9 protein-coding genes, 1 tRNA gene, 1 rRNA gene and 2 other annotated features are annotated in these 15,108 nt (G+C 46.1%); of the genes, 1 reads left to right on the top strand and 10 read right to left on the bottom strand.

The genetic code is table 11. From position 1 onward, the window contains the following. The 8 genes from BM243_RS07465 to BM243_RS07430 form a co-directional block, all read right to left on the bottom strand. Window positions 1-174, bottom strand: a 16S ribosomal RNA gene (locus tag BM243_RS07465); the annotation flags it as partial. A 421-nt stretch (window positions 175-595) separates the two neighbouring features. Beyond that, the gene (locus tag BM243_RS07460; RefSeq protein WP_242943525.1) at window positions 596-3,094 is read right to left on the bottom strand and encodes an ATP-binding cassette domain-containing protein; all 2,499 of its coding nucleotides are present in this window, start codon (window positions 3,092-3,094) and stop codon (window positions 596-598) included. A gap of 90 nt (window positions 3,095-3,184) precedes the next feature. After that, on the bottom strand, window positions 3,185-6,274 hold the full coding sequence (gene pulA / locus BM243_RS07455; protein ID WP_207646175.1) for a type I pullulanase: 3,090 nt from the start codon (window positions 6,272-6,274) through the stop codon (window positions 3,185-3,187). Between the two features lie 144 nt (window positions 6,275-6,418). Further along, window positions 6,419-7,516 carry a 6-phosphofructokinase gene (locus BM243_RS07450; protein ID WP_074911748.1) on the bottom strand — a complete coding sequence of 366 codons (1,098 nt, stop codon included), beginning with the start codon at window positions 7,514-7,516 and terminating at the stop codon, window positions 6,419-6,421. 113 nt (window positions 7,517-7,629) lie between these two features. After that, window positions 7,630-9,000 carry a UDP-N-acetylmuramoyl-L-alanine--D-glutamate ligase gene (murD, locus tag BM243_RS07445; RefSeq protein ID WP_074911747.1) on the bottom strand — a complete coding sequence of 457 codons (1,371 nt, stop codon included), beginning with the start codon at window positions 8,998-9,000 and terminating at the stop codon, window positions 7,630-7,632. A gap of 2 nt (window positions 9,001-9,002) precedes the next feature. Next, complete coding sequence (locus BM243_RS07440; protein WP_074911746.1) at window positions 9,003-9,710, bottom strand: DUF624 domain-containing protein; 708 nt, start codon at window positions 9,708-9,710, stop codon at window positions 9,003-9,005. 119 nt (window positions 9,711-9,829) lie between these two features. Further along, a complete protein-coding gene (locus BM243_RS07435; RefSeq protein WP_074911745.1) occupies window positions 9,830-11,221 on the bottom strand; it encodes a glycine--tRNA ligase in 1,392 nt (463 codons plus the stop codon). 44 nt (window positions 11,222-11,265) lie between these two features. After that, window positions 11,266-11,432: a binding site (T-box leader), on the bottom strand. Between the two features lie 14 nt (window positions 11,433-11,446). Next, window positions 11,447-11,521: transfer RNA gene (locus BM243_RS07430), tRNA-Asn, on the bottom strand. Between the two features lie 220 nt (window positions 11,522-11,741). Further along, window positions 11,742-11,993, top strand: a binding site (T-box leader). Between the two features lie 44 nt (window positions 11,994-12,037). On the opposite strand from BM243_RS07430, the gene asnA reads away from it, so the two are divergent. Further along, entirely contained in the window at window positions 12,038-13,021 is a 984-nt protein-coding gene (gene asnA / locus BM243_RS07425; protein ID WP_074911744.1) for an aspartate--ammonia ligase, read from the top strand. A gap of 68 nt (window positions 13,022-13,089) precedes the next feature. On the opposite strand, the gene lysS is transcribed toward asnA, so the two are convergent. Both lysS and greA read right to left on the bottom strand, forming a co-directional pair. Beyond that, the gene (lysS, locus tag BM243_RS07420) at window positions 13,090-14,598 is read right to left on the bottom strand and encodes a lysine--tRNA ligase (RefSeq protein WP_074911743.1); all 1,509 of its coding nucleotides are present in this window, start codon (window positions 14,596-14,598) and stop codon (window positions 13,090-13,092) included. A 4-nt stretch (window positions 14,599-14,602) separates the two neighbouring features. Then, window positions 14,603-15,091, bottom strand: coding sequence for a transcription elongation factor GreA (gene greA, locus BM243_RS07415; RefSeq protein ID WP_074911742.1), 489 nt, complete (start codon window positions 15,089-15,091; stop codon window positions 14,603-14,605). Window positions 15,092-15,108: the final 17 nt, after the last annotated feature.

Here is a 15,108-nt window from a genome sequence, read left to right as displayed (position 1 = left end):
TAATCTTCCTTTCGGAAGGCTATCCCCCACTTTGAGGCAGGTTACCCACGTGTTACTCACCCGTCCGCCGCTAAGAACGCTTCTATGTAAACATATCCGCATTCTCCGCTCGACTTGCATGTGTTAGGCACGCCGCCAGCGTTCGTCCTGAGCCAGGATCAAACTCTCAATTTAAAAGTTTGAACTAGCTATTCATTACACTAGCTTCTGAACTTCATTTTCATGAAGTTCGCACTTTCTTTTCAGAAAGTGGTTTTTTTTGATTTCTCAAAAAGAATTACTTTGGTTTTTTACCTATATTCTGTTTAATTTTCAAAGAACTGTTTCAGCTCCTCAAAGGCCTCTCAATAAAAGAAGCACTTGGAAAGCGCTGACTTAGATATATTACCATAAGTAAAAAATGATTACAATGGCAAATTCAATAATTTTCCACAAAAACGGGCTCGGTTTCTGATTTGTCCACAGCCTCAAGAGCAATATTCTGTGGATTTTCTTTTCTTCTTTGTGGATGATTTACTTTCCATAGAAGAAAAGTCCGGATATTCCTTGATTCTTCCACAAGGTTTCCCGGACTTTCCACAATGTTCTTTTGATGTTACAGATATTTCCCTGTGACAGATTTCGGGTTCACTTTGATTTCCTTTGGTGTTCCTTCTGCCAAAATGTTGCCGCCATTTATGCCACCTTCAGGTCCCAGATCAATGATCCAGTCACAAGCTTCCATCACTTGGGTATTGTGCTCTACAAGAACCACTGTATTTCCTGCATCCACCATTTTTTCCAGAAGAAGCAGAAAATGCTCCACATCTTTCATGTGCAGGCCCACGGTGGGTTCGTCGATGAGATAGAGATTGTTGGCGCTTTTCTGCTCTAAGAGCTCCTTCGCAAGTTTCAGTCTTTGACCCTCACCTCCGGACAATGTGGTGAGTGTCTGCCCCAGCTCCAGGTATCCAAGTCCCACATCTTCCAGAAGAGACAGAATCTTTTTCATGGGTCTGATTTTTTGAAAGAGGATGTAGGCTTCCTCCACAGGAAGCTTCAGCACATCGTGAATGCTTCGCCCTTCATACTCCACAGAGAGCACATGGTCCTGAAACTGCTTGCCGCCGCACTCAGGACATACAATCTCTATGTTTTCAAAAAACAGCATATTGCTTTCTATATAACCAAGCCCTTCACAGCGTTCACATCTGCCCCCCTTGGTATTGAATGAAAAATCATTGGCCTTCAGCCCTTTCTCCTTGGCATCCTGAAGACTCGAAAAGAGCTTGCGCACTTCGCTGAAGATGCCTGAAAAAGTCGCCACATTAGAGCGCTTCATTCTGGTGAGGGGAGACTGCTCCACTAAAATGATCCGATCCATTTCTTTCGTGCCACGGACGATGTTCTCCTTGGCATCCGAGGCAGAGTCCCCTTGCCCCAGGACTTCAAACACCAGAGTGGACTTCCCTGAACCTGAAACACCCGTGATGGCTGTCATGACTCCTTTCGGAATCTTCACATGGATGCCCTTCAAATTGAACTTGGTTGCGTTCTCTATTTCCAGGTAGCCCTTACTATGTTCTCTGTACCTTTTTTCTTTAAATCCACTGAGGTCTCTCAGATACCCCCCAGTTAAGGAATCTCTGTTTTCTTTCAGCTCCTCCACTGTACCTGCTGCCACAACTTCTCCGCCCTGATTTCCAGCAAGAGGACCCATGTCTACAATGTGTTCTGCTTCCCTCATCACATCCATATCATGTTCAATGGCAATGACTGTATTTCCATGGTCTCTCACACCTTTGAGAATATGGATGATTCCTTCTGTATCCTTTGGATGCAGACCCATGGTGGGTTCATCCATGAGATAGATGATTCCGCTGATGGTGGCATCCAGTATAGAGGCTAGTTTCATCCTCTGGGCTTCTCCGCCTGAAAGCGTCATGGTCTGACGTTCCATCTGGAGATACCCGATGCCCGCATGCAGAAGTCTTCTTATTTTTGTTTCCATATCCAAAAGAAATACTTCCACCATATTCTTCCTGGAATCCGCAATGGTTTCTTTGATCTTCGTTATCCACTGATAGAGCTCTTCCAGAGAATAGGAGGAGATCTCTGTGATGGTTTTCCCTTCCACAGTCACCGCAGATGAACGGGCATTCAGTTTGTTTCCATTACACAGTTCACACGTTCCCCGTTCAAAAAACTGTTCCAGCTGCGGGGTCACCGTTCCTTTATCCTGTAGTCTTCTCCAAAGGGTCGTCAGAATCCCCTCAAATCTTCCGTCGGCAACCTTCTTTGGCAGGGGAATGTCTTTATAGAACCCTTTGGCTTCTTCACTCTCTGCACCATGAAAGAGAAGGATCTTTTCCCCTTCGCTGTACTCAGACACAGGTCTGTTCCCTGTAGGCTGTTCTCCATAGTAACGGAAAGCGGCGTTGACCGAGTTCACCTGATACTCCTTATAGCCATGATCCCAGTAGGTGACGGCGCCTTCTTCCAGAGAAAGCTCCTCATGGATGACCCCTCGATGATGGATTTTCAGCACTTCCCCCAGCCCCTGGCATTTCGGGCAGGCTCCTTCCCTTGTATTATATGAGAAATGGCTCCTGGTGAACTTTTCCATTTTCTTTCCGCAAAGAGGACAGTCCATATAGACCGTAAATCCTCCAGATACCTTAACCAGCCTCTCCTCTGCTTCCGAAGAATCTATCTCACTTCCGCAGTGAGGACAGTTCCTCCTATGAAGCTTTTCGAAGATCATTCGAAGATCTGTATAGAGATTGGTCACAGTACCCACGGTGGATCTTGGATTTTTATGATAGGCATCTTGGGACACCCGAATGGCGGGAGAAGCGTTCAAGATCTCTTCCACCTTAGGTTTCTTGATTCCCTGATACCCCATGGCCTCCAGATATTGCCTCTGACATTCCTGGTAGATCACATCCATGGCCAGGGTGCTTTTCCCCGAACCTGAGACACCCGTGAACACAATCAGCTTATTCTTTGGAAGGTCCAGATGAATGCCCTTGAGATTTCCCTCTGTGGCATTTCGGATCTTCATTACATTTTGAGGTTCCACGCTGCTCTCCCCTTTACTTCTTATTTTTTCCATTGTACCGTCTTCTTTCCTCACTGAAAAGGAAAACTAGAGAAGGATCTGGTTCTTTTCCCCGATTCCTCTCTAGTCTTTCTCTCTGTTCTTCTATGCTGCCTTTTTCAGGTTTTTCTTTCTCTCCAGAAGCATCACTGCAATAAGTCCAGCACCTAGGAAAAGCGCTGCCCACAGATACATCGGATTACCTGATTCGTCCCCTTCGGGAACAGGGTTGCTGTTTCCCGCACTTTTTGAAAGCACAAGCAGTGTTCTGCCTGGAACTTCAACTTCTTCTTTTTCTGTCCGAAGCACCTCGGTGCCTGCATTCTCACCATCCACATAAACTTCGTAGGTTCCCTCAGGCAGAGCATAGTTTCTCACTTCCGCATTGGCGTTCATGAGCACCAGAATTTCACTGAAGGAATCCCCCACAGCTTCTCCTTCTATCTTGTATCCCACCATATTCCTGTCAGGCATTTCCAGGAAGGAAAGATTCGCTCTCACCATTTCTGCTTCAGCCATACGGAAGGCGGGGTGCTCTTTTCTGAATGCAATGAGACCCTTCATGTATTCCACATTCTCCTGATATTCCGCCTTTCTTGCCCAGACAAAGCGGTTGATCTCATCTGGTGCATTATAGCTGTTATGATTGCCATCCTTGGTTCTTAAAAACTCACTTCCTGCATGAAGGAAGGGGATTCCCTGAGAGGTCATAACCATGGCATTGGCCATGCGATGCATCTTCTGCCGCTCTTCTTCACTTTCGTCAGGATTGGAGATGGCCAGTTTGTCCCAAAGAGTCAGATTGTCATGGGCTTCCACGTAAGTGATGGTCTGACTGGGTTCCTTCGCCCAGAACCCTTTGGAGTACTTCACGTTCTGATAATCCACCCCAGGATGGTCAATGGAAGCCACAACACCAAACTTTATACTTTCTTCCAAAGCTTCCCCACCATTCACAAATCCTCGGTCTTCATCGGTGAATACATGGCCTTTGATCCCATCACGGATGTCATCAGAAAACGCCGCAATGCCCTCCATTCTCCAGGTGTTTCTCTTTAAAGCCTTTTCCTTGTCAGGTAGAGGGGAGTCCCCCCCAGTCCATCCTTCTCCATAAATGAGAATCGTCGGATCCACTTCGTTCAGGGCTTCTCTTACGGCTTTCATGGTTTCTATATCATGAAGCGCCATAAGATCAAACCGGAACCCATCCACTTTGTATTCCGTTGCCCAGTACACCACGGAGTCCACAATATACTTTCTCATCATGGACCGTTCGGATGCCGTCTCATTCCCAGTTCCGCTGCCGTTGGAAAAGCTTCCGTCCTCATTCATTCGGTAATAGTATCCAGGAACGATCTTTGAGAAGTCGGAATCCCCTGACGCTCCGGTGTGGTTGTAGACCACATCCATCACCACACGGATGTCCTTTTCATGGAGCGCTGCCACCATTTCTTTGAACTCCCTGATTCTCACTTCTCCCTCATAAGGGTTGGTGGAGTAGGATCCTTCTGGCACATTGAAATGCTGGGGGTCATATCCCCAGTTGAAGTTATTCTCCGCAAGCTTTGTCTCATCAATACTTCTGAAGTCAAAAGATGGCAGAAGATGAAGGTGGGTAATGCCCAGCTCCACCAGATGATCCAGCCCTGTTGATACGCCACCTGGTCCTTTGGTTCCGTTTTCCGTAAGGCCCAAGAACTTTCCTTTATGCTCGATACCCGAATCCTCCGAAATTGACAGGTCCCGGACATGAAGCTCGTAGATCACAGCATCTGTATACTCTTTATACTCCGGCTTTTCTGTCTCCTGAAATCCTTCCGGATTGGTACGGGCAAGGTCGATGACCATGGCTCTTTGGCCATTGACGCCCACGGCTCTTGCATAGGGATCCACCGCTTCCTGTGTGAGCCCAAGATTTTCAACAGAGTAGGTGTAATAAATGCCATCCAGGTCTCCGGAAACCACAGTTTCGTATACGCCCTGTTCTTTCTTCTCCATTGTTACCTGGTCAAAAGCCTCCACCGTATCCCCTTTCTGGAAGAGATTCAGTGTCACATTGGAAGCTGTTGGCGCCCAGAGCCTGAAGATGGTTTGTTCCTTCTCATGCAGCGCACCCAGTTCTCCATCATAATGATAGGCTTTTTCAAAGGCACTGGTAGAGAATACACCGCTCATAAGAATCTCTTTTTCTCCATAGCCTTCTTTCACCACCTGATAGGATTTACCTAGTTCCAGTGGCTCTTTCAGCAGAATCTCAAAGGAGCTCGACGTCTCCGGTCTGCCTCCTTCGCTGAAATAGATGGCTTCAATTTCCAGCTCTTCTTCTCCAGATACAATTTTGAGACCTTCCTCCCTGTCATGGAGAAGCGTCATAGGTACAGACAGGTTCACTTTGATCTTGTTTACCGTGGTAGGCTCTGATTTCAGGATTTTTGGGGAAAGATCCACCTCTTCCAATGCATAATAAAGGGTTGCGTCTTTCTCCAGAAGATACAGGTTAAGGACCCCTTCCTTTGCTTTTGAGAGCGGAATAAACCGGTCCATGTCCACATCCTTGGCTTCCCATTCCCCTTTACGGATAATGATGCCAAGCTCTTCTGCATCTCCAGAGACCACTGGAATCTCAGCTACAGCTCCATACTCATCCGTGGATGTAAATTCATAGGCTGCACCTTCTCCACCTTTTGGCCAGATCCATAGGTTCCAACCCTCATAGTTCTCATCAAACCTTCTGTAGTGAACCTTCAGGGTCAGTTCTCCTGGAAGGGCAGGAGTTTCAATTTCTTTCACAGGTTCTTCTGTATAAATCGTCTCGTCCCCTTCCACCAGCCAGATCTCAGCTTCATTCCCGGAGACTTCCATAAACCGGTCCTTGTCCACATCCTTCTCTTCCCAGTTCTCTTTTCGCACAATGAATCCGAAGGATCCGGAATCGCTGCTCTTTGTCACTTCTAGGATCTTTCCGAAGTCATCTTCCCCCGTGAAATCCAGCTGCTCTCCCTGCCCCCCTTGGGCCCACAGCCATAGATTCCAGCCCTCATAATCCTGGTTCTTTCTCTGATAGTGGACGGTAAGCTTCACTTCATTGTCCGCTCTTGTATCCATCACATCTCCCAGCGAAAGTATCGGGGACAGCAGCAGTAACATCAGAAGAAGCATGCTGGTCCTTCTGAGCATCTTATTTTTTCTCATCATTTTCCCTTCCTTTTCTTATGATTCTTTCTAAAACAGTTTAAAAAAATTATATCATGCAAACGTGTGCACAACAAGGAAACGTTTGCATGACGGCATTAAAAAGACTCCGCTGTAAAGCGAAGTCTTTTGCGTTCTATTATAAAATTAGTCTCCGAAAGCGATGCCGATGGCTTTTGCCATTTCAACCAGCTCACCGTTTGGATTCACATTCTTGGACTTTCTGCCAATAACATTCTCCAGGGAATCATAGGACATGGTGTCTCCCCTCAGGGTTACCATATTACCAAACTTTCCTTCCACTGCGAGTTTTACTGCAGCTACACCATAACGTGTGGAGAGGATTCTGTCAGAAGAAGATGGGCTTCCACCTCTTTGCAGATGTCCCAGAATGGTAGCTCTTGCTTCATTGCCACAGATTTTTTCTAGGTCATGAGCAACCTTCAGGCCAATACCACCCAGTCTGATTGGGTCTGGTGAGTCTGCAATGACTTCACGTACCACCACTTCGCCATCAATAGGCTTTGCTCCTTCTCCAACCACAATGACAGAGAAGTTCTTGCCCTGTTTCTTTCTTTCTTCAATCTTTTCAGCAACCTTATGGATATCATAAGGAATTTCAGGCAGAAGAATCGCATCTGCACCACCAGCAATACCTGCATGAAGCGCAATCCATCCAGCGTATCTTCCCATGACTTCCAGAACCATGATTCTGTGATGGGACATGGCTGTGGTATGGAGTCTGTCCAGTGCTTCTGTCGCTACACCCACCGCAGTATTGAAACCGAAGGTTGTGTCAGTGGATGCCAGGTCGTTGTCGATGGTCTTTGGAATGGCAATGACCTTCACACCTTTTCTTGCAAAATCTCTTGCAGAGGTCAGTGTACCGTCTCCACCTATGATAAACATCACATCGATATCCAGCTTCTTCAGGTTCTCAACCCCAACATCTGAAACATCCTTGTACACCATCTCACCATTCTCTTCCACCAGATAATGGAACAGATTGTCCTTATTGGAGCTGTAGAGCATGGTGCCGCCCTTGTGAAGAAGACCTGAAATGGAGTCCCCATCCAGTTTCACCCAGTCATTCTCATAAAGACCCTTATACCCGTTACGGATCCCGATGACTTCCCATCCATACTGGCTGATGGCTGTTTTGGTGACCGCTCTGATGACCGGATTCAGTCCTGGGCAGTCCCCACCACCCGTCATAATTCCAATTCTTTTAATGTTCGTTTTCATAAGATTTACCCTCCTGCTTGCCAAACGGCAAATTAGTACCCGATTCTTTTGTTGCTGTGTCCTTTACAATTCTACCCCAAAGTTGCCATTGTTACAATTATCACGACAGATTTTTAGAAATTGTTCACGAGTTCTACAAACCGGTCTCCGCGGACTTCAAAGTTCTTGAACGCATCAAAACTTGCACAAGCCGGAGAGAGCAGCGAAAAGTCCCCCGGTTCGCTGATTTCCTTCAGTTTCAGCACTGCATCCTCAAAGTTCTCCGCAAAGAACAGCGGGATCTTGACACCATTGTTCTTTTCAGCCTCCATAAATGCCTGATGGATTTTCTCTTTTGTGGCCCCCACCAGTACTGCCGCTTTCACATACAAAGGCGCTTTTTCTGCTAAGGGCGAAAAGTCCAGCTGTTTGTCGTAACCGCCCAAAATAAGATTCACTTTCTTTTCAAAAGATGAGATGGTGGCCAGAGTTCTTGTGGGGCTGGAGGCAATGGAGTCGTTGTAGTATCTGACACCATTCAGTTCCCTGATAAACTGGCATCGGTGTTTTACCCCTTCAAACCTTTCTGCCACTTCTTTCATCACTGGTACAGGCACCCATTTTTCCACCGCCAGGAATGCCGCCAGGAAATTCTCCGCATTATGGACGCCCTTCACCTTCATCTCGGAGAGGCTAACCACAGGCTCATGATGAAGATACAAAATGCCGTCTTCGAAATACGCATCCGTGTTCTTCTCTCTGCTGGAGAACGTCCTCATCTCCCCTGCTGCCAGTGGTTTAAAACTGCGGGTCACTTCATTGTCCTCATTGAGAATGAGCAGGTCTCCTTTTTTCTGGAATCTGAAGATGTTCTTCTTAGCTTCTGCATACTCTTCCATATCCTTATGGACATCCAGATGATTTGGCGTCAGGTTCGTGACAATGGCAGTTTCTGGAGAAACGCTCATGGTCATGAGCTGGAAGCTTGACAGCTCCAGCACCACAAAATCCTGTTCGGTGATTTCCTCCACCTTTGTGAAGAGAGGCGTTCCAATGTTCCCGCCTACATAAACGGAGTGCCCTGCGGCTTTTAAAAGCTCTCCCACTACAGTAGTCGTGGTGGTCTTCCCGTCACTTCCTGTGATGCCGATGGTTCTTCCTTTGGTGTATTTCAGAAATTCTTCCATTTCTGAGGTCACCACTGCTCCTTCTTTTTCTGCTTCCAGAAGGGCCGGATGGTCCGGTCTCATTCCGGGGGTTTTGAAGATCACATGAAGACCTGTGAGATGGTTAAGATAGTCCTCTCCCAGATGGAGCATCACCTGATCTTTCATTTCTCTCACAAGGGGTGACAGATTCTCCAATGGACTTCTATCAAATCCATAAACTCTGGCCCCCATCTTCAGGAGAAATTCCATGAGAGGGACATTACTGACCCCAAGACCTACAACCCCAACTTTTTTGTCTCTGATAAAGTTTTTGAATGCACTAAAATCCTTTTTCATAACTACTTCCTTGTTTTTTTATTCGCTTCCTGTTTCTCTGAAAAATCACGGTCTTTCTGATGTTTGTAAAGAACCCTTTGCGCATGAGCAGCTAGAGAGAACCCAATGATCAGAGGAAAAATAAGAAGCCTTCCAAAATAGATACTGACAAATAAGATGAGAAGCGCTGCCGCGCCTCTTAATGCGCTCTGAAAGAGCTTCTTGCTCATCTCCTTCAAATGATCCTTCAGTGTGCCCTTTTCCTCCGCTATGAGCGGTACCAGCCCAAGTAGAAACATCAGGACAAAAACCAACAGTATGTCCACAGCTCTTCTCATAGCGCTTTGGTCTATGATGCTGAAAAAGAGACTGTTGTAGAGCATGAACGCTGTGAAAAAAGAGCCCAGTGTTCCAAGCACCATGGTTTTTTTGAACTGCTTTCTATACCCTTCGAAAAACCGTTTATAAATGCTTCTCTTGTCTTCTCCTGTTCCTCTTAATGCCACATAAAGCGCCGTATAGGCAGGGTATAGCGGAATCATCACCACTGCCATGAGAAGATAGTAGACGGCCAGATTATCCGGTTCTGCAAACAAAAGAAAAACCAGTATATGGATATTCACAAGAATAAACAGCGCATTGCCCATGATGCCATCATAGACCTGATCCACAGATTTCTTCACCTGAGAAAGAGCAAGCTCCTGATCCCGTTCTTTTTTATTGTCCTTCATGTTTCCTCCTGTACTTCCTGTATTCAACTATTATTCTACAGTCTTTTACTGAAACTGCAAATTATTTCAGTCATGAAAAAAAGAAGAGGGCAGTGGTTGCCTTCTTCTCCTTTTTGCGGTTAAAATACCAGTTTCTTCTCAATATAGTCAATGAGATCAAAGACGGACAGACGGATCTGCTCCATGGTGTCTCTGTCTCTTACGGTCACGGTCTGATCTTCCAGAGTATCAAAGTCGATGGTGATGCAGTAGGGTGTACCGATCTCATCTTGTCTTCTGTATCTCTTTCCAATACTTCCCGCATCGTCATACTCACACTGGAAATGCTTGGACAGCTGTGCATAGACTTCCATGGCTTTCTCAGAAAGCTTCTTTGAAAGAGGCAGAATTGCTGCTTTTACCGGTGCGATGGCAGGATGGAACTTCAGAACGGTTCTTACATCTCCGCCTTCCAGCTCTTCCTCTTCATAAGCGTCGGACAAGAAGGAAAGGAACAGTCTGTCCACACCTACAGAGGGTTCTACACAGTAAGGCACATACTTTTCATTGGTCACAGGATCCATATACATCATATCGGTCTTTGCATGGGTGGCATGCTGCATGAGATCATAATCCGTTCTGTCTGCAATGCCCCAAAGCTCTCCCCATCCGAAGGGGAATCTGTATTCGATGTCTGCGGTGCCTACACTGTAGAAGGAAAGCTCCTCCGGTGCATGATCTCTCATTCTGAGGTTTTCTTCGGTGAGCCCCAGATCCGTCAAAAACTCCATGCAGTACTTCTTCCAGAATGCAAACCACTCCAGATCAGTACCAGGCTTACAGAAGAACTCCAGCTCCATCTGCTCGAACTCTCTGGTTCTGAAGATGAAGTTACCAGGGGTGATCTCATTTCTGAAGGACTTACCGATCTGTCCAATACCAAATGGCACTTTCTTACGGGTTGTTCTTGCGATGTTCTTGAAATTCACAAAAATACCTTGAGCTGTTTCAGGACGAAGATAAATTTCTGTCTTGGATTCATCGGTGATACCAAGATAGGTTTTGAACATCAGATTGAACTTTCTGATGTCTGTGAAGTTTTTCTTCCCGCACTTTGGACACACAATGCCGTGCTCGTCTATGTAAGCTTTCAGCTCCGCTTCTGTCTTTCCATCTGCAGAAGCATACTCTACGCCCTGCTCTGTCATGTGGTCTTCCACCAGCTTGTCTGCTCTAAAACGAGCCTTACACTCTTTACAGTCCATAAGCGGATCGGAGAAGCTGTCCACATGTCCAGAAGCTTTCCATACCTCAGGGTTCATGAGAATCGCTGAATCCAGTCCCACATTATAGGGGCTTTCCTGGATGAATCTCTTCCACCAGGCCTTCTTGATGTTGTTCTTCAGTTCTACCCCCAAAGGACCATAGTCCCAGGAGTTCGAAAGTCCTCCGTACAGTTCAGAGCCAGGGTAGACAAATCCTCTTCCCTTGCTGAGTGCTACAATTTTATCCATTGTTTTTTCCATGGTGATTCCTCCTTGAAATTAAATTTTGAAACCAAAAAGAGCTTATACCGTGAAGGGACGGATAATTCCGCGGTTCCACCCTTCTTGGCATAAGCCCTGCTCTTACAAACACATTCTGCTCCAAAGCGCCCTTCTTCCTTCTGACTTGAATCCTTGCACCCACCGGATTCTCTCTAAAAGTTCAGAAAGGAATACTCCTCTTTCTCATCACAGATATTTAGATAAAAAAAATGGCTCCGCGAAGAGGACTCGAACCTCCAACCTATCGGTTAACAGCCGAGTGCTCCACCATTGAGCTATCGCGGAACGTCATTACAAAGACTATTATACCAAGCCCAAAAAATAATGCAAGGCTTTATTTTAAAAATTTTCAAGGAGTTTCTTTCTCCAGATTTCCAGCCGAACTTTCCTTCAGGATGATTTTCTCTCCACAAAAGAAGTGCATTATACCCCATGAGAGAGGGTTGTGATTCCACAAAATGAAAATTATGCTTGACTCTTCTCTCAAAATTCCTATAATAAATATAAACAAGTGTTGATGAGACGAGTACACGATTGAAAAAGTTCAGAGAGCCGGGGAAAGGTGTGAGCCCGGTCTTCAGGAGATCAGTGGAAAAACAGCTCGGAGCTGCCGGAAGAAATCTTAGTAGACCCGGCCGGGACTTCCCGTTACAGAAGTCGGATATCGGCGTTTACCATGCCCGTATCTTAAAAGTGAGCTGAAGCAATTTAGCTAAACTGGGTGGTACCGCGGAAGACCTTTCCTTTCGTCCCAATTGTAGGGATGGAAAGGAATTTTTTATTTTACGGGAGGAAACCACCATGTACCAAAGCACACTGACCATCAAAGAAACCCAGAAAGCCATCAAGCTCATCAAGGTCTTTTTTGAGCGGGAGCTCTCAGAGCGTCTTCATCTGACTCGCGTCTCCGCACCACTGTTTATCGAAAAAGGGAACGGTCTGAATGACGATCTGAACGGCATCGAGCGCCCTGTCTCTTTTGATATCCTTCATACTGGAAAAGAAGTGGAGATTGTACAGTCCCTGGCCAAATGGAAAAGAAAAGCCCTCATGGACTATGAGTTCACTTTAGGAGAAGGCCTCTATACCAACATGAACGCCATCCGGCGCGATGAAACCTTAGACGCCATCCACAGCATCTATGTGGACCAGTGGGACTGGGAAAAAATCATCGGAGAAGGAGAGAGAACCCTGGATACCCTAAAAGATACGGTTTCCATCATCTACTCCATCTTTAAGGACGCAGAAATACTGCTCTACAAGACCTATCCCCATCTGAAGCCACAGCTGCCTGATTCTCTTTCCTTCATCACTTCAGAAGAGCTTCTGCAAAAATATCCAGATCTTACATCCAAGGAACGGGAGCGGGCTTACGCAAAAGAAACAGGAGCATTTTTTCTCATTGGCATTGGAGACCTTCTCTCCAGTGGAAAGCGTCATGACGGAAGAGCTCCGGACTATGATGACTGGTCTCTAAACGGAGATCTTATCTTCTACAACGAAGTGCATGACGATGCTCTGGAGCTGTCTTCCATGGGCATCCGTGTCGATAGAAAAGCCCTTCTTTATCAGCTGGAAGCAGCAAAAAAAGAAGACCGCAAAGAACTCACCTACCATAGTCTCCTTCTGGAAGGAAAACTTCCCCAGACCATCGGCGGTGGCATCGGGCAGTCTCGAATCTGTCAGTTCCTCTTAAGAAAATATCACATTGGTGAAGTGCAGAGCAGCATCTGGCCAGAGGATATGAGGCTGGATCTTATGAAACAGAACATCCATCTTCTATAAGTTTCAGTGCAAATCAAAACCGGAAGCCTTCCTTGTTAGGGAAATAAGCTTCCGGTTATTTTTAAATCCTAATCCTGTGGCTTCATGGTTGGGAAGAGTATGATGTCTCTGATGGAATGGGCATCCGTCAGGAACATGATGATTCTGTCCACACCGATTCCAAGTCCACCTGTTGGAGGCATACCTGTCTCTAGGGCGCTCATGAACTCTTCATCGATCATGTAAGCTTCATCGTCTCCCAGTTCTCTTTCCTTGGCCTGCTGGCTGAAACGCTCTCTCTGAACAATAGGGTCATTCAGCTCTGAGTAGGCATTACAGATCTCACGTCCAAAGATGAATCCTTCGAAACGTTCGGTATACTCTGCATTTCCTCTCTTCTTCTTGGTCAGCGGAGAAATCTCTACTGGATAGTCACAGATGAAGGTCGGCTGAATGAGCTTGTCCTCACAGAATCTTTCAAACATGGCATTTAAGACATCTCCCTTGGAGGTGTGCTTGATGTCATACTTGAAGTCATCCTGCATGTGGAACTTCTTCGCCGCCTCATGGGCTTCTTCTAAGGTAATGGTGTTGAAGTCAATACCGGTTTCTTCCTTGACAATGTCTGCCATGGTGACTCTTCTCCATGGTGGGGTCAGGTCGATTTCTGTTCCTTCATAGTTGACCTTCATGGAACCATTGACCTTCATGGCAACAGAAGACACCAGATCCTCTGTGAGATCCATCATATCATTATAATCGCTGTAAGCTTCATAAAGCTCAATCATGGTAAACTCTGGATTGTGCTTGTAGTCAATTCCTTCATTTCTGAAGTTCTTGCCCATATCATACACCTTCTCAAATCCACCGACGATGAGTCTCTTAAGATAAAGCTCTGTGGCGATTCTTAAGTACATGTCGATGTCCAGCGCATTGTGGTGGGTGACGAAAGGTCTTGCAGCAGCACCACCGGCGATGGGGGAGAGAATTGGTGTTTCCACCTCCAGATATCCTCGGTCATCCAGGTAATTTCTGATGGCAGAAATGATTCTGGTTCTCTTGATCATCTTTTCCTTCACATCAGGATTCACAATAAGATCCACTTCTCTTTGTCTGTATCTGATATCCGGATCCACAAGGCCATGCCACTTGTCTGGCAGCGGCTTCAGCGCCTTGGAAATGAGCTCAAAGCTCTTGACTTCCAGGGACACTTCTCCAGTCTTTGTGATAAATACATTTCCTTCTACACTGATCCAGTCCCCAAGATCAAGAGTCTTGAAGAACTTCAGCTTTTCTTCTCCCACGTTGTCCAGCTTCACATAAAGCTGCAGCTTTCCTTCACGGTCGTGGATATCGGAGAACCCTGCTTTTCCCTGTACTCTCTTTCTCATGAGTCTTCCGGCGGTCTTGATATGAACACCTTCCAGGGTCTCATGGTTTTCCTTGATTTCCTTGGAACTGTGGGTCACTTCCACCTTATACACATCAAAAGGATCTTTACCTTCCTCCTGTAGCGCCTTCAGCTTCTCGCGTCTTTGCAGCTCCTGCTCTGACAGCTTCTCTTCCTGTTCTATGATCTGGTTCTCTTCGTTTGTCAAAATTCTACACCTGCTCTCTTCCGATTTCTAAAATCTTAAACTTGCTCATGCCATTGGGCACCTGGACCACCACTTCATCATCCACTTTATGTCCAAGAAGGGCGCTGCCCACTGGAGACTCATTGGAAATTTTGAAGTTCATGGGATCTGCTTCTGTGGATCCAACAATGGAATAGGTCACTTCCTCTTCAAAGTCATAGTCATAAACAGTCACTCTTGAACCAATGCCCACCACATCAGAGGAGATATCGCTCTCATCGATGACTGATGCATTGCGGAGTGTATTTTCCAGCTGAACAATCTTTCCTTCCACGAAAGCCTGTTCATTCTTTGCTTCATCGTATTCGGAGTTTTCGCTGAGATCCCCATAACCCAGGGCTACCTTGATCTTTTCAGTGATTTCTTTACGTTTCACTGTCTTTAGATATTCCAGCTCGCTCTCAAGCTTTTTGACCCCTTCATAGGTCATGATAAATTTCTTTGCTTCGCTCATTTTAAATCCCCTTCTGT

Source organism: Proteiniclasticum ruminis (assembly GCF_900115135.1).
Taxonomy (GTDB): Bacteria; Bacillota; Clostridia; order Clostridiales; family Clostridiaceae; genus Proteiniclasticum; species Proteiniclasticum ruminis_A.
This window is presented reverse-complemented; position numbering and strand designations above follow the sequence as displayed.

What these genes read in the sequence shown, in the direction of transcription:
- BM243_RS07440 (WP_074911746.1), bottom strand. Translation starts at nt 9,710, where the DNA reads ATGAAGGACAATAAAAAAGAACGGGATCAGGAGCTTGCTCTTTCTCAG.
- pulA (WP_207646175.1), bottom strand. Translation starts at nt 6,274, where the DNA reads ATGATGAGAAAAAATAAGATGCTCAGAAGGACCAGCATGCTTCTTCTG.
- BM243_RS07460 (WP_242943525.1), bottom strand. Translation starts at nt 3,094, where the DNA reads ATGGAAAAAATAAGAAGTAAAGGGGAGAGCAGCGTGGAACCTCAAAAT.
- greA (WP_074911742.1), bottom strand. Translation starts at nt 15,091, where the DNA reads ATGAGCGAAGCAAAGAAATTTATCATGACCTATGAAGGGGTCAAAAAG.
- asnA (WP_074911744.1), top strand. Translation starts at nt 12,038, where the DNA reads ATGTACCAAAGCACACTGACCATCAAAGAAACCCAGAAAGCCATCAAG.
- BM243_RS07450 (WP_074911748.1), bottom strand. Translation starts at nt 7,516, where the DNA reads ATGAAAACGAACATTAAAAGAATTGGAATTATGACGGGTGGTGGGGAC.
- murD (WP_074911747.1), bottom strand. Translation starts at nt 9,000, where the DNA reads ATGAAAAAGGATTTTAGTGCATTCAAAAACTTTATCAGAGACAAAAAA.